At 45.5% G+C, this 24712-nt stretch carries 16 protein-coding genes; 9 read left to right on the forward strand and 7 right to left on the reverse strand.

The features are described from left to right. Positions 1-6 precede the first annotated feature (6 nt). On the reverse strand, positions 7-2196 hold the full coding sequence (locus GO495_RS22110; protein ID WP_157301913.1) for a B12-binding domain-containing radical SAM protein: 2190 nt from the start codon (positions 2194-2196) through the stop codon (positions 7-9). 906 nt (positions 2197-3102) lie between these two features. On the opposite strand from GO495_RS22110, the gene GO495_RS22115 reads away from it, so the two are divergent. The 8 genes from GO495_RS22115 to GO495_RS22150 all read left to right on the forward strand — a co-directional run bounded on the left by GO495_RS22115 (position 3103) and on the right by GO495_RS22150 (position 13707). Then, positions 3103-5484 (forward strand): TonB-dependent receptor domain-containing protein, encoded by a 2382-nt coding sequence (locus GO495_RS22115; RefSeq protein WP_157301914.1) that lies wholly within the window; start codon positions 3103-3105, stop codon positions 5482-5484. Between the two features lie 153 nt (positions 5485-5637). Then, a complete protein-coding gene (locus GO495_RS22120) occupies positions 5638-5853 on the forward strand; it encodes a hypothetical protein (protein ID WP_157301915.1) in 216 nt (71 codons plus the stop codon). Positions 5854-5931: 78 nt separating this feature from the next. Next, positions 5932-7296 (forward strand): radical SAM/SPASM domain-containing protein, encoded by a 1365-nt coding sequence (locus GO495_RS22125; RefSeq protein WP_157301917.1) that lies wholly within the window; start codon positions 5932-5934, stop codon positions 7294-7296. A 7-nt stretch (positions 7297-7303) separates the two neighbouring features. Then, a complete protein-coding gene (locus GO495_RS22130; protein ID WP_157301918.1) occupies positions 7304-8326 on the forward strand; it encodes a hypothetical protein in 1023 nt (340 codons plus the stop codon). Positions 8327-8331: 5 nt separating this feature from the next. Continuing rightward, entirely contained in the window at positions 8332-10554 is a 2223-nt protein-coding gene (locus tag GO495_RS22135) for a peptidase domain-containing ABC transporter (RefSeq protein ID WP_157301919.1), read from the forward strand. A gap of 11 nt (positions 10555-10565) precedes the next feature. Further along, positions 10566-11051: a hypothetical protein gene (locus tag GO495_RS22140; RefSeq protein WP_157301920.1), complete on the forward strand. Its 486-nt coding sequence runs from the start codon at positions 10566-10568 to the stop codon at positions 11049-11051. A 13-nt stretch (positions 11052-11064) separates the two neighbouring features. After that, positions 11065-12378, forward strand: coding sequence for an SPASM domain-containing protein (locus GO495_RS22145; protein WP_157301922.1), 1314 nt, complete (start codon positions 11065-11067; stop codon positions 12376-12378). Positions 12379-12411: 33 nt separating this feature from the next. After that, complete coding sequence (locus GO495_RS22150; RefSeq protein WP_157301923.1) at positions 12412-13707, forward strand: GlcNAc-transferase family protein; 1296 nt, start codon at positions 12412-12414, stop codon at positions 13705-13707. Here GO495_RS22150 and GO495_RS22155 read toward each other — a convergent pair. Beyond that, positions 13702-14415: a uracil-DNA glycosylase family protein gene (locus GO495_RS22155; RefSeq protein WP_157301924.1), complete on the reverse strand. Its 714-nt coding sequence runs from the start codon at positions 14413-14415 to the stop codon at positions 13702-13704. The genes GO495_RS22150 and GO495_RS22155 overlap by 6 nt on opposite strands. Before the next feature lie 100 nt (positions 14416-14515). Between GO495_RS22155 and GO495_RS22160 the strand changes: the two genes are divergently transcribed. Then, positions 14516-14968, forward strand: coding sequence for a hypothetical protein (locus GO495_RS22160; protein WP_157301926.1), 453 nt, complete (start codon positions 14516-14518; stop codon positions 14966-14968). Positions 14969-15033: 65 nt separating this feature from the next. Here GO495_RS22160 and GO495_RS22165 read toward each other — a convergent pair whose 3' ends face one another. From GO495_RS22165 to GO495_RS22185, 5 genes are read right to left on the reverse strand one after another with little or no spacing between them, the layout of a single operon-like run. Continuing rightward, entirely contained in the window at positions 15034-16761 is a 1728-nt protein-coding gene (locus GO495_RS22165) for a DUF4136 domain-containing protein (RefSeq protein WP_157301928.1), read from the reverse strand. Then, entirely contained in the window at positions 16754-18097 is a 1344-nt protein-coding gene (locus GO495_RS22170) for a PKD domain-containing protein (RefSeq protein WP_157301929.1), read from the reverse strand. Before GO495_RS22170 ends, GO495_RS22165 begins: the two co-directional genes overlap by 8 nt. Positions 18098-18131: 34 nt before the next feature. Continuing rightward, positions 18132-19127: an outer membrane protein assembly factor BamB family protein gene (locus GO495_RS22175; protein WP_157301930.1), complete on the reverse strand. Its 996-nt coding sequence runs from the start codon at positions 19125-19127 to the stop codon at positions 18132-18134. Further along, complete coding sequence (locus tag GO495_RS22180) at positions 19127-22432, reverse strand: hypothetical protein (RefSeq protein ID WP_157301931.1); 3306 nt, start codon at positions 22430-22432, stop codon at positions 19127-19129. The genes GO495_RS22175 and GO495_RS22180 overlap by 1 nt, the downstream gene beginning before the upstream one ends. Before the next feature lie 10 nt (positions 22433-22442). Beyond that, positions 22443-24692: a fibronectin type III domain-containing protein gene (locus GO495_RS22185; protein WP_157301932.1), complete on the reverse strand. Its 2250-nt coding sequence runs from the start codon at positions 24690-24692 to the stop codon at positions 22443-22445. Positions 24693-24712: the final 20 nt, after the last annotated feature.

Genomic DNA, 24712 nt, shown 5'->3' on the forward strand with positions numbered 1-24712 from the left:
AACAGTTTATAATTTCAGCAACCCGAATTTATACAACGTATTCACCGGTTTATTATCCCAGAATAATTCAAAGTCTTCCAACCCTGCTTCTGTATAACTATCCATAACTTCTTTCAGCGTATAAGTCTTTGGGTTAGCCACAGATAATTTCTCCAGCATTCCTGCCAGCCAGTTACCCTGAGCCTGGTCCACACTAATTGCGTATTTCTCTTTTTTATTCTGAAAAGTAAGTGAAGCCATCTCCCAGGTATTCCCTTTCTTAGACTTGGTAAAGTTTTCTACAGCAGGCGTTCTACCCAGCCATACTACTTTAGCTGTAGGCTTACCGGTACCAGGATGATCTTCTGTTAAGGCATTCACAATATAATCAGGAGAGATCTTTGTTTTAGGTACTTTAAAATCGAACCATTTCTGTAAAGGGTCTGTTAAGCAGATGCCATGCATAAAATTCAGCAGGGACTTTTTAAGTCCGAAGCTGAACAGTTCATGTTCTGTACCTGTTTCATCAATATGAACAATATCGTTGTTGGCAAAGGAGCCAATTGTCAATGATTCTTTCCGCACATTGAACTTCTCCGGTTCCATACCTACGGGACTATGTGCCGTCATCGTAAACTGATGCCAGAAGGCAGATTGCAGAATCCCTGCCTGGAACATCTGTCTTACCATTTCCAGGGAGTCTATTGTCTCCTGTGCCGTTTGGGTAGGGAAGCCATACATCAGGTAAGCATGCACCATAATGCCCGCTTCTGTGAAGTGTTTATTGACCTGTGCTACCTGGGATACTGTGATCCCTTTTTGTATGAGTTCCAGTAAACGGTCGGATGCAACTTCCAGTCCGCCGGAAACAGCGATACAGCCGGATTCTTTCAGTAAGATGCAAAGGTCGCGGGTAAAGCTCTTTTCAAAGCGCACGTTCGTCCACCAGCTGACGGTCAGCTTGCGGCGGATGATTTCCAGGGCCAATGCACGCATTAATGCCGGCGGTGCTGCTTCATCTACAAAATGAAAGCCGTTTTGCCCTGTCTGGGCAATGATCTCTTCCATGCGGTCGCAGAGGAGTTGCGCTGCTACAGGTTCGTAGAGTTTGATATAATCCAGGGAGATATCGCAGAAGGTGCATTTACCCCAGTAGCAGCCATGTGCCATGGTCAGTTTATTCCAGCGTCCGTCGCTCCACATGCGGTGCATGGGATTGACTACTTCTATGGCAGAGATATATTTATCCAGGAGAAAGTCGCTGTAATCAGGAGTACCTACCTGGCCTTGTTTATAGTCAGTGCAGGATTGGTTATTGGAATAAGTGACTTTGCCGTCAACGATGGAGAAAGTGCGTTTTAATTCTTCTATTTCTTTTTTCCCTTCTACAAAGGCGAACAGGTTTTCCAGAGGAGCTTCCCCATCATCCAGTGAAACGAAATCATAGAATTCGAATACACGGGCATCGGAAAGGGAGCGAAGTTCTGTATTGGCAAAGCCTCCACCCATTGCCACACGCACGGAAGGGTAGTGTTTTTTGATCCATTGTCCGCAGCGAAGGGAAGTATACAGGTTACCCGGGAAAGGCACGGAAATAGCCACCATTTTAGGCTGTACGGCGGCCATATGTTTCTCCAGGATATCTATGAGTATCTGATCTATGTAAGTATAGTCTTTTTGCAGGGCTTCGTACAGTTCGTCAAAGCTATTGGCAGAACGGGCCAGTTTCTCTGCATAACGGCTGAAGCCGAAGTGTTCATCAACGGTTTCCATGATGAGGTCGGAGAGGTCTTCGAGGTACATGGTAGCCAGGTGTTTGGCCTTATCCTGTGTACCCATGGAACCAAATGCATGGTCCAGGTCATCGAGCTGGGCAAAGCGGTTCGCTTCCGGCAGGAAATCGCGTTTACAGATCCTGTGTGCCAGGGTAGGGTTCTTCCCTTGCAGGAAAGCGATTACATCATCGATGGTGTATATATAGTCGTCCTGTAATGCAACGATACGGGCTGCATTTTCGGATAAAGGAGCGTTGATATTAGCAAAAAGGTGCTGTAATCCCTGCTTTGAGAACAAGGCAATGGTTACTTCAATCCCCAGGTCTGCCTGGAAAGAAGTAATGTTTTTAGTATTGAGAAAACCTTTCAGGTAGGCCGTCGCCGGGTAAGGCGTGTTCAGCTGTGTAAAAGGCGGAGTAATTAAGAAAACAGAAGCACCCAAATCAATGATTTTGATGCGAAATTATCACTAAATAGGTTAAGAAGTGATAAAAGAAGGAGTTGTGTCGTATAACTCCTTCTTTATTAATTAGTTGGTTATTGCTCTGAAGATCCTGTTCGTATAAGAAGAATCAACATTTCCTGCAAACACCATGATCCCTGCTTTCTTAGTGCCATTGGCTGGCTGCCAGGCGGCAGCCGTAATGGCTGAGGAATACTTGTTACCCCAATTTACTTTATTCTTTGCTTAATCGCATTGATTATTTCAATCATTTAATTGCTGTTGGCAGTCAGTTTGGTTTTCATTGATAACCAGGAAAGTTCACGCAACCAGGAGCCCGGTTTGTAAAATTTATCCCGTAATAAAATCGTCATCAGGATTGATATAGTGCCGTAACGAAGTAAAAAGTTATGTGGCTTATAACTCTTTTGTGATAGCCAACTTGTAGTGTCAATCAAAAATAATATACCTATTGCATTCATGGCAGAAACAGTGTATGATCTGTTAATAAATGACATGGCAGGTCCTGAAAAAAAATTCTCTTACAATAGTTGTTTTTTTAAAATTTTAATTATTAAATTTAGAATTACCATTTAATGAACCCAAATCCCGGAAGCTTATGAGGACTCGGTTTCTCCCTTTTGTTGCACGACCCTCCGTGCAGCATACCATACACAGTTACTTTGTAATGATCATTCCGGATCGGCCTTTCCAGTGTTCCCGTTTTGCATAAGAAGTTATAATTGTTAATCGTATAATAACCAAAGAGAATGAACGGTATTTTAAATGTTATCCGGCGCCAATCTATAGAGGAAGTACAAGGGAATCAATTAATGAATTGAATACAAATTTTTTATAGGGAAGGGATTTGTAAGGAGCGTTTTTTTACATATAGATTGGTTACCCATGAGAATCTTGCCAGCTATCTTTGTTTGTGTATTATCAGTATTAAATGCTTCAGCCCAAATCTCCCTGAATGGGAAGATCACTGATGAAGATGGTCAGCCAATAGCTTTCGCTACGATTACCCTTAGCGGGGGAAACATTAAATCTGTTGCTGTTTTAGCAGACAGCCTGGGTGTTTTCAGATTCCAACATATTATTGCCGGTCAGTACCAGGCTCAGTTCAGTCATATCAACTATATACAGCAGCAGTTCCTGTTGTCCGCTTTCCACGACACGATTGTTAAAGTGATAATGAGGCCAAAGGCCAGTCAGCTGAAAGAGGTAAAAGTGACTGGTAACAAGCCTCTTTTCGAGAGAAAAATTGACCGGTTTGTGTTCAATGTGGAGAACAGCCTGGCTGCGGAAAGGGGAGACGCGCTTGATGTACTGTCTGTAACGCCCGCCGTGAGCGTGCAGAATGAGAGTGTGGGAATAGCTGGTAAAGGTGGAGTGTCCTTTATGATAAACGGGAAAATGGTCCAGTTTTCCGGAACAGATCTGGTCAGCTATCTCAGGGCGATCCCGTCCGATGCAATAGAAAAAATAGAAGTAATAACCAGCCCCCCGGCACAGTACAGTGCCGAAGGGAATTCCGGGATCATTAACATAGTACTGAAGAAGAACAGGTCGGATTTCTGGAGTAGCACATTACGCTCATCCTATTCCCAGAGTACTTATCCTACAGGGACTGCCGGCGTTAACTTCGACTACAAAAAGCAGCAGTTGTCCCTCTCGGCCGGCGCGAATTACACAAACGGTTCCAATGCGGCAATAGAACGGCCGCTGGTTGAGTATACCGATCAGACATGGTACGGATATAGCAGCCGGCGTGATTATTCAGAGAACTATAATGCAAGACTGTTAGCAGATTACGATATAAGCTCCAGGTGGAATATCGGTACACAGGTATTTTATAGCCGGAGCATGCCGCATAGCGTGGATAATAGTATTACCAATATTACCTCTGCTGGGAGTACACGGATCGATTCAATGCTGTTTGGAAGCGGCCGATCTACCAGGGATGGGTATAACCTGTCCGTGAATGCCAACACTACCTATAAGCTGGATAGTAACGGCGCCAGGCTTATGCTGGACTTTGACTACTATTCCAGCGAAAGGGACAATGACCGGATCTTTACTTCGAATAGTTACGACAGCGCCTATCATTTCTTCCGGGGATCAAACTGGTATTCGAGTAATCTGGGACAAAATACATTTGACAATTATTCTATTAATCTTGACATAGCACATAGGATCGGGTCGCTGAACGTAAACTACGGCGCACGGTATCTGGCATCCAGGAGCGTAAATAACCTGAATTCGTATGCTTCTCTGGCCGACACCAATATCCTTTTCCGGAATAACGACCAGTTTGTATTTGACGAATCAACAGGAGCGGTTTTCGCATCTGCTGATAAAAGCCTGACAGAGAAGATAGAAGCCAGGATCGGATTAAGGGCGGAACTTACTCACACAAAAGGGGTGTCAAATACGCTGCAGGAAACTTACAGGAACGATTATTTTAACCTGTTCCCCACGTTCTACATTTCGTACAGGCATGACGACAACAATACCTTTTCTTTTAACTATGGAAGGAGAATAGAACGGCCTTCTTACCAGAGTTTAAATCCTTTTGCGCGTTATATAAACCGTAATTATTACAGCGTGGGAAACCCTTTCCTCCTGCCATCTTTCGTGAATAACCTGGAGTTTAACTACGACCATAAGGATTTCCTGGGTGTGTCTTCCTATTTGTCGTTCAGTTCGAACGTGGCCGCGCAGATCGCTATCCCTGATGCCATCACAAAGCTGGTTGTGGATACGATGCAGAATTCATATGATGCGTTCAACGCCGGAGTGAACATTTTCTATATTTTCAAAAAGATAAAATGGCTGGAGAGTATTAACCAGCTGACAGTTTTTTATCAGAACATTGATCAGAAGGTGGCGTTCCTGCCACAGAAAGAAAATGGAGTAGCGTTTTCTTTCAATATGGACAATACTATTAAGATCAGCCGGAACCTGTCTGCCCAGGCGGGAATCTGGTATGCAGCCCCGCAATTTATGGGTATTTATAAACAGTCGGACCGCTATAACCTGACAGGGGGGCTTCGCTGGAAATTATGGAAAAGTAAAGCTTCCCTGAGCCTCACGGTAAATGACATGCTGAAAAGGTCGCAGGCCAGGCTCTCTTCCACTGTGGGCGGGGTGATCCAGCACTATAATAACTACTATGATTCAAGGTACTTCAGAGTCGCATTTCAATATAAGTTCGGTAACCAAAAAATAAACACCAAACAAAGGGACTTCAGGAACGAAGATGAGAAACAACGGTCAAGATAGTTCCTTGTTTCGTGTTGTTCAATATTCTAAGATTTTCAGTAAACATTGGCCAAACGTTCATTGAACCTCAGCATGGGAGCTACTATGCCATTCAATAATAGCTTAACAATGTAAAACTTTAGCTGATTAATTACCTCAAAATTAAATTCAAGTATGAGATCCCAGAATTTAAAAATGGCCCTGCAAAAATTCAATGAGGCCAATGACAGCTCCCAGGAAGATCAGGGCTTTGAAGTCCTTAATTTCCAGGAAGCCTCCCTTGCCAGAGGTGGTGTATTGGATTGTACATGTAACAATGGAAGTTCGTATACCAAGCCGACGCAAACAAATTGCACCTGTAATAGTGGTAGCAGTTATGCAGCTGCATAGAGGTAGTGAGATTATTATTAAACTAGCGGGATTACCTTACTTGTAAAAAGTAGGGTAATCCTCCCCAAAAATTATGCTATGAAGTTTAAATTATCGAAGTACATCGCTGCTACAGAGCCGCTTAATCCCGAAAGCAGGAACAAGGAACGGATACTCTTTTCCACACGTACGGGAATTTCCATGCTGATCTCAGAATCTTTCTATTCAACGCTCCAGCATGGTGAATTTGATAAGATCGATCTTCCAAGGCTGACAAAGCTGATGGATTATGAACTTATAGTGCCGGAAGAGACGGATGAGTTCCAGGAAATAATAGCGATCAACCGTCTTGGGGTAAAAGATACCAGGGGAATAGCCATGACGATACAGGCGACTGCGAATTGCCAGCTTGGCTGCTTTTATTGTGGCCAGTCGCACACCAAACACGTCATGTCCGAGGAGATCCAGGAAAAGCTCATGGATAGATTGAATTATTTACTGGCGGAGAAAAAAGACGCTGATGGAATGAGCGTTACCTGGTATGGAGGGGAACCCTTAATGGCATATTCGACTATTTTAAACCTGAGCAACAGGATAATCGCTTTAGCCAGGGAGCGGAAAATTCCGTATAGTTCAAATATGATCACGAATGGACTGAGCTTAAAAAAGGATATTTTCAGGGAACTCTATCTGAACCATCACGTTCACAGGTTCCAGATAACAGTTGATACAACAAAGGAGCATCATGATAAAAGAAGGATCACCAAAGGCGGGACTGAAACTTTTGATATCATTATGAATAATATCCTGGAAATAACCAGCGAAGATTATTATACGGCAAAAGTGAAACGCCCCATTTTTGTCCGGATGAATATTGATGTCACCAATTATCAGGACGTGACCTCCTTCATCGACCGGCTATGCGATCTGGGCCTGAAAGATAAAGTGGACCTCGGGTTCTCGCCATTGAACAACTGGGGGGAAAAAACAGCAGGGGATGATGTTGGCCTGGACGTAATGACATTTGCCGAATGGGAGATCGAATGGTTCATGTATGCATATAAAAAGGGCTTCAATATTGATTATATACTGCCCCAACGGAACTTTGCTACGTGTATGGTCGTGGATGAGCATAGCGAGGTGTATGACGCTTATGGTAACATTACTCCCTGTTATGAGTTCCCATATACACCTAAATACAACGAAGAGAAATACATCATCGGGAACCTGCTTAAGGAAAGTGACACATACAATCATAAGACCGAGGTAAGGGGATGGTATGATGACCTGTCGGAATATAAGGTTCCCAAATGCAGCAAGTGCAACCTGTTCCCCGTCTGTAACGGAGAGTGCCCGAAGAAATGGTATAATGGAGAAGGGGAATGCCCTTCAATGAAGGCCAATATGGAAGACAGGCTGGTGCTCCAGTATCTGATGGATAAGTCTAACCTAAAAACCCTTTGATCAAGCCATGATAAGCTTAAAAGACCTTGTCAGCTATCTGGACGCGGCACCAGCTGAACATAATGAGAATGCCGGGACATCTGCGAAACCAAATACAGTGGAATATGACAAGGGTCATATTTTCTATGCCGTGCAGGAGTTTGCATCAGATTTCTGCAATGAACGGGTTAAACACGCCTACTTCTACGGTATGCACCAGAAGTTGCTCAGAGCCTGTCAGAATAAAGATATGAACCTTGCCGGTTACTTCCTTTCAAAGCTGGAGAACAACCCCGTTGTTAAAAATGAGTCGGAAAATTTAATTTCCAGGAATACACTGGAAAGTATTATCAACCCTTCGGTAGCTTATTACTACTACGCGGAAGGGAATAATTACCAAAAGGCAGCAGATTATCTGGCGCTTTCTTTAGAGAACATAGACTACCTGATTGACACCGGGTTCAGGGACGGGATGTACATGAAGATCGAGCAATACCTTAACTCATTCCGGGTGGCTGTCAGTGCAGGTAATTTTGAGGAGGCCACTTCATATGCAAAGGATGTAATGCTGTACCTCCTTAGCTCCGGCAGGGAGAAATTCCAGTTCCCCTTTTCAGAAGTGCTCCGATCAGCCGATCAATTAAAAGGGATACTGGATATGTATATTAACGCAATTGTGTTTAAGACCACAGGCATCCCCCTATTAACAGGGAATGGCGAAGAGGTACTGTTGACGGTATTTTCAGATGGCCCGGCAAGCTACGGTGCGTATGTAGGAGATGAACTTAAAGCAGCGCTGGCTGGTTTTATTAGCGTTCTCTCCAATGCAGGCCCGGTGACAGCGTCTGAAGAACTTCTTGCCGCTGTTTTTTCCCAAAAAGCACCTGCATCCATTCAGTACTTTGTCCTGAGACGGCTAATTGACAGCTTTCCGGAAGAAATGTTTTCAGACAGCACAACGCTTGTTAAGCTGGAGGAATATTGCAGGAAAGTTTTACACCTTACGGATCGCCAGATGGCGAGACTATTGCCAGTAAAGCAAAAAGCATAGTTTTTATGATCAAGTTTACGCGGCAGCATGATGCTATGGACTGTGCCCCTACCTGCCTGAAAATGATAACAGACCACTACGGGAAGAATTATTCGCTGGAATACCTGAGGGAGTTATGCTTTTTAAGCAGGGAGGGGGTTAGTTTGCTAAGTATTAACGACGCTGCAACAGCGCTCGGCTTCCGAACGTTAATGGTGAAGACATCATATGAGAAGCTGGTGAAAGATTGCCCGCTGCCCTGCATACTTCACTGGAATCAGGAACATTTTGTTCTACTTACGGACATTAAGAAAAAGTCCGGCTGGCTGTCCAGGGCACTAAACCTGTCAGCACCGGAAGACAGGCTGATCGTGGCCGACCCGGCATATGGAATAGTGACGCTTGACAAGGAAACCTTTCAGAAAGCATGGGTGTCTACTGCTACCGGAAGAGGTGTGCTGCTGCTGCTGGAGCCAACACCCGACTTTTACAGTAAGGAGACTGCCGGGAACAGTAAAGGGGGATATGGATTCCTGTTCCGGTATCTTGTTCCTTACAAGCGGTTTATTTTCCAGCTCTTTATCGGAATGGTCTGCGCCAGCATTATTTCCCTCATCTTTCCCTTCCTGACGCAGCTGCTTGTTGATACTGGCGTAGCTGAAAAGGATATTTCATTCGTATACATTATCCTGCTTTCACAACTGTTCCTGTTTTTTGGGACCACCGCGATAGATTGGATCCGGAGCTGGTTGCTGTTGCATATAAATACCAGGATCAGTCTGAATATCATTTCAGACTTCCTGATAAAACTGTTAAAGCTCCCGATAAAATATTTTGATACTAAGGCCGTCGGCGATATTTCCCAGCGGATAACAGACCATCATCGCATCGAGAACTTCCTTACAGGGTCGGTGCTCAGCTCTTTTTTTTCTGTCATTAACATCCTCGTTTTTTCATTTATCCTTTCATATTATGATATCAGGATACTGGCAGTGTTCCTTACGCTGAGTATTATGGGCATCCTTTGGATATTCCTGTTCCAGAAGAAAAGAAAAGAGTTCGATTACAGGAGGTTTGCAAGGAACAGGGAAAGCCAGGACAAACTGTATGAAATGATCACAGGAATGCAGGAAATCAAGCTATACGGAAGCGAGACTTCCAAGCGATGGGAATGGGAGCAGCTGCAGGCGAATTATTTTAAGCTGAATGTGAAAGGCCTTGCGCTTGAGCAATACCAGCAATCAGGCCTGATCTTCTTTACACACCTTAAAAATATCCTCGTTACGTTCATCGCTGCGCAAGGAGTGATCGAAGGACGTCTGACCCTGGGGGCATTGCTAAGCGTGGCCTATATTATAGGGCAGACAAACTCGCCGATAGAGCAGCTCGTCAACTTCATAAAGGCAGCCCAGGACGCAAAATTAAGTATTGACAGGCTGCAGGAGATAATTAGCAAGGATGAAGAGGAAAAACCCGGATATCACGAGATAAAGCCACATGAACTGGTAAATGAGGATATCCATATCAATGATCTGTCTTTTCAATATGAAGGACCTAATTCGCCATTCGTTCTGAAAGATGTTTCCTTTACAATTCCCAAAGGCAAAATAACGGCAATCGTGGGAACAAGCGGCAGCGGTAAAACTACATTGATGAAACTGTTGCTCAATTTTTACGACCCTGTAAAGGGAGAGATCCGGATCGGCGATATAGACCTGAAAGATATTTCCCCGAAATCATGGAGAAAATACTGTGGAACTGTTATGCAGGACGGGTATATATTTTACGATACGATAGCTCGGAATATTGCCGTTGACGGAAATGAGATCGATGAATCGAAAATGGAAATGGCGGTATATATAGCCAATCTGAAAGAGACCATCAGCCGTTTTCCTTCAGGTTATACGACTAAGATCGGTGTCTCAGGGCAGGGCATCAGCGGAGGGCAGCGCCAAAGGATACTTATTGCCCGGGCAGTATATAAGAACCCGGACTATCTGTTCTTTGATGAGGCTACCAGCAGTCTGGACGCAAATAACGAAAAGGTAATAATGGACAATCTGGACGATTTCTTCAGGGGTAAGACCGTGGTCGTTATTGCTCACCGGCTTAGCACTGTAAAAAATGCCGACCAGATCATCGTACTGGAGAACGGGAGGATAGCCGAAACAGGAACGCATGATTCTCTCACAAGTGGAAAAGGGAAATACTTTGAGTTAGTACGAAATCAACTGGAGCTTGGAAAATAAAACGCTACGCAATGTCACATTCAAAATATGAGATCAGAAGCTCGCAGGTGCAGGAAGTTTTGAGCAAACCTCCTGGCTTTATTACCTTATGGGGTAATACCCTGATCTTTTTACTATTGATAGCAGCGCTGCTCTGGGTCTTTAACTTACAGCTTCAGGTCCGTCAGACCGTTCCCTGCACCATAGAATCTTTGGGTGCGGGGAGTTCCGGAGGCCGGGAAACGATCACTATCGTTTCCTCCAGTCAGCTGCAGATGCCGAAAGAACGGAAAATTTTGCTGATACTGAACAGGGACGCAGGAATGGAAAAGCCCATTGCGTGTACGGTGGACCGGATGTGGAGCCAGGAGGGTAACAGTTACCTGTTGATCAGTTATGACAGCCATCTGCTAAAGGAAATGAAAATCGCCAGAAATATGACCGGGAAGATCAAGTTGGAAACTCCTGGTGCCGAATCGGGGTTTGAGATGCTCAAAAGGAAAATATTATTAAGATAAAACCAGTTGACAAATGGACCTGAAACTTTCCCGATATACTGTTCCTACTTCTGTCATTAATCCGGAAGACCAGCCTGCATTTCAAAAAAGAATACTGTATTCTGCTGTCAGCAATGCAGCGGTAGTTATAACAGACCAGGTTTTTCATATGCTGAACAACGGGAGCTATGAAAGAATTGAAGCAGAGATAAGAGTAGAGCTGGAAAACGCCCGTATACTGGTGCCAGCGGAAAATAACGAGTTTGCGAACGTACTCGCAGAAAATAAGGTACCTGACCGCCTCCTGTCGATGGTATTGCATGCCACTTCTCAATGCCAGCTAGGCTGCCGGTGTAAGAAACAGGCGCAGCATAAAAGTATGGATACTGCGATAGCGGCCAGGGTCGCGGATTATCTCGATAGACAGCTGGAACATGATCGGTTTGATGCCTGGCATATAACATGGGATGGCGGCGATGCATTGACTGAATTGCCGCTGGTAAAGGAGATCTCGCAGCATAATATCAGGTTGTCGGCAAAATACGACAAGCCCTGTACGGTGAGTATGATCACAAATGGGGCAGATCTTCACCTGGATACGTTTCGGACCCTCTTTTACGATTGCCTGGTAAAGCACTTCCACATTGTTGTGGGAGGAAGTATGAATACTGAATTGAACAGGCGGTCCTTTTCCAATATCGAACATATACTTGCAGAAGTGCAATTTCAACCCTGGGATGGGATCATATTTGAGATCAAGGTAAATGTTGATAAGGACAATCATCATGAAGTATCCGGCCTCGTGGACAAGTTTGGCACCAATAATTTTCAGAACCGGATAATATTCAAGTTCTGCTCCGAAGCCAGCTATTGCGAAGAAGAACGTAGGTACCGTTATAGTTATACTCCTTCGGAATTTGCCGAGCTGGAGATTGAATACCTGATGTATGCAGCGAAGAACGGATTCCCGGTGAACTTTCTGCCATCCAGGGCATTGACCTCCTGCCCCGCAGTCAATGAGAACTTTATGACTGTCGATGTACAGGGAAATATGTTTGGATGTTATGCATTGCCCTATACTGACCACGAACAACATAACGCCAATATGATCGGCAATCTTTTTTCAGAGCCTTCCCTGTTCAGGACAGACCTGAAGTTCAGACAATGGTATGATGAGCTGGATACGCACCGGGGCTCCTGTTATGACTGTAATTTATTCCCGGTCTGCGGAGGAGGATGCCGGCTCAAATGGAGCGAGGGCGCAGACGGATGCCCTTCCTTCAGGTATAATTTTGAGGACAGGCTTATCCTGAACTACCTGACCCAGAAAGGAGCCTTTAACAGTTAAGAACAATATTTTTTTTATTTACAAAAATCGCAGATGTCAATCTTTGTTCAAATTGCAGCATACAGGGATGAGCTGTTATCCTCCACGATCAGCGACCTTATGGAAAAGGCCAGGTATCCGGATGAACTGCGGATAGTGATCTGTAACCAGTTCCATCCTGATGACGCGTTCAATAATGAGCTGGATGCATTTAGAAGCGATAGCAGGATCGAATTCATAGATATACCATACGATCAGTCAAAAGGCGCCTGTTGGGCGCGGAATCTGATCCAGCAACATTATAACGGAGAGGATTATACGTTACAGATTGATGCACATATGCGGTTTATTTATGACTGGGATAAGGTGCTGATCGATATGTTAAAACAACTCCAGGAGCAAGGGTATGCGAAACCTGTATTGACCACTTACCCTCCGCCCTTTTTTCCGGAGACCTTTGAGTTGAAGGAAGTGGCGCCCAATATGATTATTTTATTGTCATTTAGCGATGGGGGGCTACCCGAGGTATGGCCGGATGAGATGCCATCCTGGAGAGAACTTAAAATGCCGAGGCCAGCCAGGTTCTATGCCGCAGGTTTTTCATTTACGGTGGGCCGTTTCTGTAAAGACGTACCTCATGATCCTAATATTTACTTTTTGGGAGAGGAAATAAACATTGCTGTTCGCGCCTATACCCATGGGTACGACCTTTTCCATCCTCATATTAATGTGCTGTGGCATTATTACACCAGGCCCAAAAGCGCTAAGCACTGGGACGACCATCAGCGTATTGATGTAAGGCACAACAGGGCCGTCTTAAGATTGAACAGGCTGATGGATAACAGGCTGGATGCTGCCACATCCGCGTTGGGGATTTATGGCCGGGGCAGTGAGAGAACAGTGAGGCAATATGAGCAGTATGCAGGCATATTGCTGTCGGAGCAGCAGGCGCAGGAGTACACTTACCAGAACATGCCGCCGCCAAACCAGGATAGATACGATAGCGGGGAGGAGTGGCTTGACAGTTTTTTCAGACGGGTCAACAGCACTATATACATACCAGTATATGCGCTGCGGGAAAAGAACTTCGATGCCGCTATCCTGACATTTAAGGCCAATAACCAGGTGTGCCATCATATCCGGCTGAACGATGAAGAGATCACTTCGATGCTCGCATCTGCCGGAGATCATCAGATAAAACTGCGTTTTTCAGTCAAACATCTTCCGGATTCCTGGGAATTGTCGGTGCAAAGCAGATCCGGTAGCTGGACCAAAAGAACAACGGGTGTTATGCCATATTTCAACAGAAGATTGAGAGCGTTCTCATTGAATAACTGCCATATGCTATAATTTATCCCGGTTTTCTTCAAACTCCCTTAAATACTTATCTATATATTCCTGTTTTGTTTTAGACTTATACTGCATAACAAAACGGGGATGCTCCAGTGGAATGATCTTCTTAAAAAACTTTTCTTTATTATTGAGTTGTTGTAAGAAAGCAAAATTCTTCCCTGTACCTAAGCAGAAAGCTGTATTAGTATCTATCCCAAATGTTAACTGTTTCCGCATACTCTCTACCACAAAATCATACACGGCATCGGTGAGTGCTTTACTATCATAATAGTTGTAGTTTATTTCCTTCCCGCCTGGTTGAATAGACGTAAAACCTAACGGGCATACAGAAGTGATATAGAAATCTTTGTAGAATTTCTCTGCGCCACCATAAGCGCTGAACATTTCATGCATAAATACGGCTGAAGGCTCATGTGTTTTAAATCCTTCAATATTAATTCCATGTACGTCAATCATACGTTTGGTATCGGTAAAGGGTACACCGGTAGAACCGGAGCCTAATCTGCCGGGATTGATACCAATAATCATTTGCCTGGTGAGGTGATCATTGTAGAATTTCTTGTAGAACTGCCGCATGATTTCCTTTATATGCGGTTGTTCGCGGAAAGGGTTCATGATACGGATGCCGGGTGGTAGTTTCCCTGTATATTCCAGGTTGCTGTTAAAAGAGATCACATGATCTGCAAATGTTACTGTTTTCTTCAACTGGACTATTTTTTCAAAAGTAATTAATTTGAACTTTCTGACAGACAGATTTGTTAATATGGGTTCTCTATTCTAATTTGTTTATCAAATATAAAATCCCATGTTCGAGCAATTCATGCAACTGGTCCAGCAATACAGCCAGCACTCGGTCGTTAACAATCCTGACGTACCGAATGAACACAACGAAGGAGTAATGAAAGAAGCCGGCAGCGCTATTATGTCGGTGCTGGGCGGAGAACCTGAAAGAGCAGGGGAGATCCTGGATAATCCTGATCATCCTGCAGTACAGCAGATACAGGGGAACTTCGTTACCAATATCATGCAGAAGTTTGGGATTAGCGAATCTGCGGCGGCTGGTATAGCCACTACGCTGATTCCTACTGTTATGGCTTCCCTGAGAAATGGAGGGGATGGAAGTGGATTTAATATTCAGGAGATATTGCAGTCTGTAGGCGGCGGTAACCTGGGTAATATCGGGGCTAAGCTGGGATTGGACAAAGATGGGGATGGTGATGTAGACCTGAATGATGTAACAAGAATATTTAAATTCTAAAAAGAAGAGGGTGTATCGCAGGATACACCCTCATACTGCTATAATATAATACCGGAACCCCCGACTCAAAAACTATAATTATACCCCACCGTAGCCGTCACATTACTCGCCGTACCTCTGGGGGTCCATCGCGTTTGATGCACCGCATTCATATTCAGATTATGTTTTTTCATGAACATGTATGCCGCATTCATACGCAAATTCAGCACCTGCCCCTGTTGCTGCCCGTTGTTGGCGCTGGTATTGTACGAACTGGTAAAACCGGCTGTCACCTTTTTATCAAACAATCGTGCGTTCACTCCAAAAGTAGGGCCCAGTGTAAGAAAGTCATCCCTCCCAATAGTATTATAGCTCAGGTTAAAAGCGCTGGTAAAGCTTATCTGCCGTGGTATCAGTAACAAGGTATATGCGGTGCTGGTGTTATAGAACCGCGACCCGTTGCCTTTCCAAAGTACATTGTTCTGGATGTCGGCCGCATCCTGCACGCTCAGGTTCAGGTTGATGTTGTGGCTTTTGGTCTTATTGGCCTTTAACATATAGGTAAGCGTTAGCCCCGCATTCTGTGATATCTGTTTAAAGTTCAGTGTATCCATGTTCTGGTAGGGATTCGTCTGATTAATATAATCGAACTGCGGTTTTATATGCGTGTAGGTCTGGAAATTGGAATACGTGAAGTTGGCATTCCACTTTTCATTTGGCATATAATTCGCGTTTACCGCGCTAACCATGCGGAAGGTGGCGCCAGCCTTGGTGTGGTTCAGGTCATCCCGCTGGTAACCCACATTGCCGGATATATTGGCCTTATCATGCAGCAGTGGTTGCGACAGGTTCACGGTGATGTTCTCCAGGTCATTGTTCATATAATAAGCGCCCAGCGTCTGGTAGCCGGGGTCTATGCGTTCATAGCCTATGCCTATCACACTCTTATGGAATGCGTAGTTCATCCCCGCTTTAATGGCTTTAAAGTATTGCGTATTCCTGGCATCATACATAAACACGTCTTCCAGCAGGTTGCCGCTGCCTGGTTTGACAGGGCCGTAGTTATCCCGTTTATCCAGTTTCATGGCGCTGTTGGCATATTCCAGCGTGAACTCCAGCCCTTTGGCGGGGCGCACCATACCGGTAACGCTTACCGCAAGGTTTTCTTTAGGGTAGATGTGCAAGGTATCCGGAAGGTATTGCATAGGGTCTGTGAAATCCTTAGCGTGCAGGAAGTTAAGGGACAGCGCATAGTTTTGCTGTTGTAAAGACAGTTTAGCACCATAACCCATACGCCGGTACGTAGGCAGTATGCTTTTGTTGGTGCTGTCGTAATCTACTGCACGCAACAGCCGTCCGTACATCACACTGATGCTCCAGTCCTGTTGGGGTGCTATGTCCACCCCTACGCCCGTAAACTGGTGGCCGTTTAAGGTGTAGGGGGAGAACGACATGGCTACATCCCCTATATGGGCGGTCACCCCTTTATAACTGGGATGCAGGCTCAGACGGTTGGGCGTGGTCGGATAGGAGTAACCTGCGCCGGCATTGGTCAGGTTAAACGAAAAGGGCAGGTTGATCCGCCCCAGTATATTGGCATTCAGGCTGCCGTTAAGGAACCAGCTAAAGGGTTGCCGGCCACCACCGCTGCCGCTGTTGAATACGGTGCTGGCATTTAGCCCGCCGTTCACTTTAAGGGGTTTACCCTTGCCGAACAGGTCCCGGATATGTTCCAGGTCTACCTGCTGCGCAGATGATAGTAAAGGCAGCAGTAAGGCGGCGGCACACAGGTATAGGATACGGGATCTATTCATATTTCTGTACTTTGATATCCGCCATTATATAGGCTGTGCTGCCTTCCAGCACATAGTCCTTTATCTTAATGGCGCCTTTACGGCCATCTGCCGTCTGGAATAATATAATACGGGGTAATACTGTCTGGTCAAATTGCAGGCCGCCGTTAGCCCCGGCGGGCAGTTGCAGGGCTTGCAGGGGAGTGTCGTTCTGCATATTGTCAAAATCGCTTACGCTGAATGATACACCGCAATTGCACTGTTCCTGTTTGTTGATAAACCGCGTTACCGTAGCACCGGGTATGGCGGGGAAGGTATAGCTGGTGGCAGAATCCGGTGATATAAATTTGTTATAGGCAAAGCTGCGGCTCAGCCCAAAGAATACCAGGTCTATCTCTTTCCCATCGTTTGTCAGGTCATCGTTTTTACGGTATACCTTCCGCAGCCTGGTAGAATAAAAACAGCCAATATCTGCATGAGCGGTACTGATACCCAGTTTCACATCTGTAATCGTACGCAGGTGCGAATTAGCTTTTACCGTGATGGTCTTATCCACCGTTTGCGTTCCCTTTCCATTGGTATTGGTCAATGTAATGGTATAGGTGCCCGGGTTGGCAAAGTAGACAGTATTGGCAGCCGCTGTATCGCTGCTCAGTACACCATCTGCGCACTGCCACTGCTGTGTAAGATAGCTCACGCTTTTGCCGGCCAGTACCGCTGTTAACGGCGCTTCATAGTCGTCGTCGAAAGGGCCGGGGTTTACCGTAAAATCCGTGTGTAAGGGTGGCTTTACGGTGATGGTTTTGCTGGTAGTGAACTGTTGCCCGCCATTACTCACCCGCAGGGTAATAGTATGCGGCCCGGGTGTGGTAAAGGTAACCAGCGGCGGTACGGCGGTGCTGGCGCTGGCCGGGTCACCGTCCTGGAAGGTCCAGTTATAACTGCTGGCCCCTGCGGTATGGTTAGTGAGTTTTACCTGTACGGGCGAAAAATCATTCACCTGTATCTCCGCGTCAAAGGCCACCTGTACGGCGCTGTCCAGTTGCAGAATGATGGTCTTGCTATTCCTGGTATCTTCATTCCAGGCCTCCAGTGTGATCTTATGCGGGCCGGCCAGCGCGAAGGTAATTGTCCCCGGGTTCTCGTAATCCGAAGTGGCCGGTTCGCCGCCTTCAAAGCTCCATTTAAAACCTGTAGCGCCTGTACTGCGGTTAGCGATGTTTACGGTTATCGGCACGGTATGCGAGCTGTCTGCCAGCACATAGGCGAAATCCACCGTAACGGGCCGGGCTACTTCTTTGTAACAGGCAGCCAGCAACAGCAGGATAAACAAGGTATAGGGTATAAGTTTGGTCATAGGTTGTAAACTAACAGGTGTTTATGATAGCATATCAGCTTCGTTTTAAAATATGCAGCATCTCCAGTTGATCCGTAACAAATAAATATTTGTCCGTCACCGTTATACCGGTCAGCCAATCTGCCATTGTATCCACTTTATGCGACCATTCAATACGCCCTGTTTCAATATTCAGTATATGCACAGATTTGTCGTAAGTGGCAGCCATATACAGATAAGCGCCTTGCCTGTCAAGGAGGAAATAATCCCCGGTTCTGAAAGAATGGGTGCCGAACTCCGAAGTGAGATCAAGGTCTGTCAGGATACTCCCAGTTTTGCTGTCTATGATAAGGAGTCTACCCTCAAGAGTGGGCTTTTTGAGATAATAGCATACGACTATATTCCCATCAATAAAGTTCATCTCGGGTATATAGTCTCTGTATTGCCAGACGATCGCGCTGGTATCTGCATCAAGGGCGGTCAGATAATTGGCGTTGTCTACAAATGGCGCCAGGAGGATCACGAGATCATTTTTTATCGCAAAGAATTTATCCCTTATGTAGATTCTCTGCACCAACTGATCATCATTTTCCAACTCCCATATTGGTGTATGGATCTGCATTGAAAAGCAGCTAACATGGGGATACAGTTGGTACAGCTTACCACTCCGAACCCCTTGGGGTGGTCTTTTTATTTCATAGCTGTTGGTTGGACGAAAATGTTCGTCAAATTCAAACAGATACTCTTTGGAAGGAACGTAACACAGCTTATTGTCTGTCTGGTACAGGGATAGGAAAAACCTGCCCTCAATGATGCGGACAGGTGTTTGAAGATCGTCTAAAGGCTGGCAGTATATGTCGCTGTCATTCGCTTGCTGGAACAGCAGGTGATCATTGATAATGCAGGCATAATCGGGTGAAATATCACTAAGCACCACCGGGGTATCTTCATTGTATACGGTAATACCTCCATCCCCGGAACAGATGATCAGGTTATTCCCATATCTTAATATGGACTTTATGTTTTTGAGTATGTTATCTGGTGTAAACATTATTGTACAACTTTAAATATTTCATCAAACCACCTGCTATCGGCCCCCGAAATGAAAGCACGTAATTCATCACGGTTTGTGATCGGATAAGCATAGTGAAATTTTCCCGCCAGTTCGTTGAACAACAATCGTATTCTATCGGTATTGAGCTGGGTAAGGTTTTTATCCATCAGTAACTCTTCCTTTATCCTTTTGTATACTGCATCCCTGTCTGTTTTACTTCCGTCAAATATCCATATTAACTGGTAGATACTTGTCACATTGCGGCGTGACATATCTTTTATAAGCTGCTCTGCAAAGTTGCTATTAGGCAGACTGGTGGTTTTGTAGCTTTTGAACTCATAATATTGTATGGCTTGACCTCTTTGCAGCTCAAGGTCAGAAATCCGGTTTCCCATATCATCATACACAGTTGTCGATTCAAATCTTATATTATACGCGTTTCTGAATTCGGCTTCATGTTGCTGCATATATTTTAGCACCCAGTTTGCTCCTACTACGGTGTAATATGGATTAGTATTCTTAAGGTTCGATTTCATTCCGTCGAAGTCGGCGACGTCATAACGTCTCTTTGCAAATTCGAAGAGGTTAACGAATATTTCATTGTCTACGGTACCTGACTGCGATTTCTGGGCCTCACAAGCCTTTATGATGCTTTCATAGTCAGGGGTAGTCAGACTATATGGACGAGTATGAAGAACGTCGCTTTCTATTGCATTTCTCAGGCTCGTCAAATGTGGCTGGCTTACACGTAAACAAGTGCGGCCTGCTTCCCGGTATATATGCCAGGCATTGACAGTCCCGACTGTGAGTGAGGGAATATTTTGCGCCAGATAGCCGTTTACTATAGTATAGCAGTTGGCGCCGGAAGGAGTGTTGTTTACAACGTCACTGAGGAAAGTGTTCAACTCGTTTACATCCATATCGTCCAGTTTCTTAGCAACTGGATTTAACCATGCATTTTGTAACCTGGCACATAATATATGAAGGGCATCCGTTCTCTTGTCATAGGTAGCCGTTTTTTCAAGCTTACACATCAATGGTTCGTTACCGCATAGGTCGCACGGGGCCTGGGTACCTGTCTGTGGATTTGGTTGTGTTCCTGTCTGCGTACCTGTGCCGGCAGCAGCGATCAGGGGTATTTTAGTTGAAATAGCATCTTCTTCCAGAAGCCCTTCCTGTATTTCTCTTACCAGGGTAGTAACAGATGCGTAGTTGAGGTTGGGATCGTACGTGGGAGGATTGGCCATCACCCCCTGCCAGAACACAACAATATCATTCAGCGTCTTTAGTGTTTCAGGTTTTACTTCGCCTTTCTCTATCTGCTCTTTTATATTCCCGGGAGTGGATACGTGGTTGCTGATCACCTCAAGTGCGTTCAGTGCTTTTTCTCCCATCGGCGAACCTTCGAGCCATCTCTTAATTTCAGGATCACTGGTGGCCGTGTTAGCGATCGTAACCGCATTGTTTATTCCAGCCCACAGTTTCTTAAGCTTTGAACCTTTTAACTCCATCCAGCCTTCTCCAAATATCAGCATACCGACATCAATCACATTCTTCGCACGTTCAAGATTATCCTTTATGCCCTGTTCGGTATTCTTTTCAATATTCCAATAGAGCATCAGCGCCGGAATATATAGCGTTTTCCCCCGGGCTTCCTGCTGCTTGCCATCAACGAAAAAATTAAAAGGGAGGTCAGTCGTTGGTACAATGCTTACCCAGGCAAAGGGATCGACAGTAAAGTTCTGGTTGCCATATTGAGCGTTGCCATAATAATCAAAGTATTGGTAGCTGCAGGGACCACGATATCTCCTGAACTCAAAAGAAAACTGGTTGCCATCGGTGTAATGTGCCAGCACTTCGTTGGACAAGTCGTTGTATGGTGCCTGCGGATCATATGTTAACGTCTTACAGGGGCTTGTCTCGGCGATTGCCAGGGTAAGCTCGGCTTTGTAGACATTGTAGGCAAATTGGCATAACACCTTAACAAGCTCCGTATAGTTGTTTTCTCCTTCTGTTGAATAGTCAAACAATTCATGCTTGTCATCTGTCTTGACAATGAGTTTGCGCAGTAATTGGGCGTTTCCGTTGAGGTGATCCAGGAATGCCCGCTGTTGTTCAAGTGGCGTGCTTCTTACAATATCAAGGATCAGTTGTTCACAAAGGTTGGAGGTGAAGGGCAACACCTTATTGTCACCACAAATGGCTTTTTGGGACAGTTTCTCCAACAGGCATTTGCGGGTTTCTAGTGTGAGATCTTTCAGCGATACTGAAATATCGATTTTAGTGGCATTAGGCAGTGGTGTTTTGTATAAATCTTCCAATCTGTCAATGAGGCCTTCGTCGTGTTCACAATCAACATTTGCCAACCCCCCACCGGCTTTTTGGCCAAAAAAGATGTATACATTCCTGATGAGCTGCGATAAGTAATCATTCCGGGTAGTGATATTAGTCCCGCTGTCGCTGGGCGGACTTTGCTGATGGTTCTTGTTATAATTCTGAAGCTCGGCGATAAGGGAGGGCTCTATGGAACTACTGTGGTAGATGCCATTTATAATAAATGTATTGTGTACTTCCGGCGTCGACCCCATTATCATCCTGGACTCGCTTAGCTCCATGCCTGCATGATATTCCGCATGAACGCCTGAGTAATTTTTATACAGGTTAAACAGGTAACAGACAATATATTTATCCTTCTCAAGAGAGGCTTTAAGCACGCTGTTATCCTTGTCATTCTTCACTTTTGACATAATAGCGCGTATGATCTCTTCTTCCTTCTCAGTATATGCGCCCGGATTGGTCCTTACCTGTTCATAGTAATTAACGGTCCGCATTTTATTCCAATCGTATTCAGGGTCTTTACGCTCTATATCCTTGTAATTATAGATGCCGGAAACAACAAAGTATATCTTGTAATCCTTGTAAGGGGTGTTGTCAAGGTAAGTTTTTCTAAGCTCGCTGATCCATGCGTTCAGGTTGTTAACATGAGAGGAAAGTTGGTCCAGTCCTACTAGTCTCATTGAAAGGCTTTGTTTGATCCATAGCTGCCTGGCAGCCAGACTGGTAAAACTTGTGAACACGGAATAAGGCTGGTCCTGCATGGCAGAAACCACATAGCTGGCTTCCGCCGCCTTTCCCGCTTTAATAAGACGCTCATTCTCCTGGATGCGCGCCGCCAGGTTTTTCCGAATAATAGCGGCCTGCGCATCCACCAGGCTATCTTCTGGCGTGCCTGCCCGGGCAATATTGATAGTGCCGGCCAGCGCCAAAAAAAGGATCATTAATTTCAGATATACCTGTCTCATGTATAATTTGTTATTCTGCATTTATAATGACAATAATTTGCTTCAGTATTGATTCTTTAGCGATAGCGATCAGTTCCTTATCGGTTTTCCCTTGCTGCTTACTTTCCATGATCACCTTCAGAATACTACTACCTTTCAAAGCCTTGTCTGTTGTAAATAACTGCGAAATGGATGTTGGTTCATTATAGAATTGCTGGATTGCCTTAACGATCCGGGAGGCCTTTACAGTGGCTGATGCAATAGTATATTCTTCTGCTGCGGCCTTGAACTGCTTCATCTCGTCCGTCATTTCGTCCTCCGTTATCTGAAACACGCCAACAACATTTACTACCAGAGAGTCGTCCGTTTCCTGCGTTTCAGATAAACCTTGTTTGTCAAATACTTCCTGTTTCAAAGCGGCCATTTTTTCCTCCAGCTTTCCCGTTTGCTCCCAGCTTGCGCTTTCTGTTTTCAATTCCTTAATAGCCGTCACGATCACATTCGCCACCGCGGTTACCAACTTCTCCTTTTCCTTATTCACCACTTCCACTTCCTTCTTCGCATCCTCAAATTTTTTCTCTGCATCCTTCACCTTTTGTTCCGCCGCTGCTTTCTCTTCCGGCGTTTTAGCAGCAGCCAATTCTTTCTTCGCCGCATCATACTCCTCTTTTGCGTTTACCAGGTTATCTGCCGCCTGGTTCATACGTGTTTTCAGATCTTCCGGCAGCTCTTCTTCCGCCAGCTTCTTTATCTGCTCTGCCATCTCTTTTACTTTTACATAATCCGCATCTATCGTCAAATGTATCAGGTCATTGATCACACTGGCCAGGTTACTAATCGCCTGCACCACAGAGTCCACATTCGTTCCCTGCAGTTTCGTTGAATCAAATGTCGTCATCAGTATCCCCTTCATCAACTGCCGGTCAGTATTCACCTGTATGTTGTCAAACTTCACCTTCACGCGGTTATACCCCAGGAATGGGATTGTGATATAACCAGTTCCACTATACGAATTTCCACTGTTCTTTAATGTCGTGAACCGCACGGGGAAATCGCCCGCCATGATCTGGTCATCCGGCTGCAGCGTTTTTAAGACGGTGTCATTGGCCAGTTTAATGTCTGATAAAAGCCCACAGGAGCCACTGTCCACGGCATTCTTCGCCGGCATCTCAAAGGCATGCAATTCTCCCAGCGTTTTACTGCCCAGGCTACAGGAGCCGCCTACGCGGTATTCATATTTATGACCGGGTATGGCGTCGCGGATCACTGCCTGAGGGTCATTACTTTTTACGTTAAACCATTCTGCCTTATCATTATCCTGCTCCCTGTATTCTACCAGGTATTCAAACATCTTTGGCTGTGGCGCCCAGGTAATAGTGGCTTCGCCATTGGCTACGGTGGCGGTTACCTGCTGGGGAGGCTGACAATCTTCCTGCAGGGTGAAGTAGAAGATCTCGCTATAGCCATTATTGGTGAATACGGCAAATTCATCTACTCCCTGTTTGGCTATTGCGCGTATTCTCCAGCCATAGCGTTTGCCGGGTAGCAGTGGCGGTTCTGCCGGGCCGTATAATAAAGTAGTGGCGTTGGTGTTAGTCTGGTACAATGGCGGCATGGTGCCAAAAGCGGCCTCCGGTAAAATGGCCGTATCCCATAATTCTACCAGCGTAAACTCGTATTCTGTCTGGAAAGCGGCATTCGGGCTACCCATATGCCGGGGCGTCCAGTTAAACACAATGTTCAGGGGCTCACGGAAGGCGACTGCTTCTCCTTTACGCGGCAGGTTCAGCAAAGGCGGTTCGCTGGTGCTGATCCATACCGGAGGGGCGCAACTCAGTTTATCATTACTGATCAGCTGCCCGCTGTTGGCTTCTACCACATCCACGCAAAAGGTGTAAAAACCGTCCGGCAGCTTGCCGGTCTGTAGCAGTTGCGAACGGGGTATACCCGATATTTCCAGGTTGTCCGGATTAAAATAGGGCGCCAGGTCGTTCAGTGACAACTGTACCGGTAAACCGGCGTCCAGTTGCACCAGGGGATAGGAGCCATAGTCGCGGTTGCGCAGGGACACCGTAGTGCCCTTGATGTTCAGCCGTAGCCGCACGTTCAGCGTCGGCTTCTGCAAATCGGTGTTCAGCAGGGTGACGATCATCCTGGCCTGTGAGCCGTTATACAGATTGCTGAGCTGTGCGGATACCGGCTGCAGGGTCTGTACCTGCACCTTCACCGGGTATTGCTGTGCGGCAAGCGGGCGGCATATCATGCATAATAATATGCCCACGACTATTTGTATACTGCGTT

The organism is Chitinophaga oryziterrae (assembly GCF_009758125.1).
GTDB classification, from domain to species: Bacteria; Bacteroidota; Bacteroidia; order Chitinophagales; family Chitinophagaceae; genus Chitinophaga; species Chitinophaga oryziterrae.

Coding starts and splice junctions, on each gene's coding strand:
- GO495_RS22115 (WP_157301914.1), top strand. CDS start 3,103: ATGAGAATCTTGCCAGCTATCTTTGTTTGTGTATTATCAGTATTAAAT.
- GO495_RS22120 (WP_157301915.1), top strand. CDS start 5,638: ATGAGATCCCAGAATTTAAAAATGGCCCTGCAAAAATTCAATGAGGCC.
- GO495_RS22125 (WP_157301917.1), top strand. CDS start 5,932: ATGAAGTTTAAATTATCGAAGTACATCGCTGCTACAGAGCCGCTTAAT.
- GO495_RS22130 (WP_157301918.1), top strand. CDS start 7,304: ATGATAAGCTTAAAAGACCTTGTCAGCTATCTGGACGCGGCACCAGCT.
- GO495_RS22135 (WP_157301919.1), top strand. CDS start 8,332: ATGATCAAGTTTACGCGGCAGCATGATGCTATGGACTGTGCCCCTACC.
- GO495_RS22140 (WP_157301920.1), top strand. CDS start 10,566: ATGTCACATTCAAAATATGAGATCAGAAGCTCGCAGGTGCAGGAAGTT.
- GO495_RS22145 (WP_157301922.1), top strand. CDS start 11,065: ATGGACCTGAAACTTTCCCGATATACTGTTCCTACTTCTGTCATTAAT.
- GO495_RS22150 (WP_157301923.1), top strand. CDS start 12,412: ATGTCAATCTTTGTTCAAATTGCAGCATACAGGGATGAGCTGTTATCC.
- GO495_RS22160 (WP_157301926.1), top strand. CDS start 14,516: ATGTTCGAGCAATTCATGCAACTGGTCCAGCAATACAGCCAGCACTCG.
- GO495_RS22165 (WP_157301928.1), bottom strand. CDS start 16,761: ATGAATAGATCCCGTATCCTATACCTGTGTGCCGCCGCCTTACTGCTG.
- GO495_RS22170 (WP_157301929.1), bottom strand. CDS start 18,097: ATGACCAAACTTATACCCTATACCTTGTTTATCCTGCTGTTGCTGGCT.
- GO495_RS22175 (WP_157301930.1), bottom strand. CDS start 19,127: ATGTTTACACCAGATAACATACTCAAAAACATAAAGTCCATATTAAGA.
- GO495_RS22180 (WP_157301931.1), bottom strand. CDS start 22,432: ATGAGACAGGTATATCTGAAATTAATGATCCTTTTTTTGGCGCTGGCC.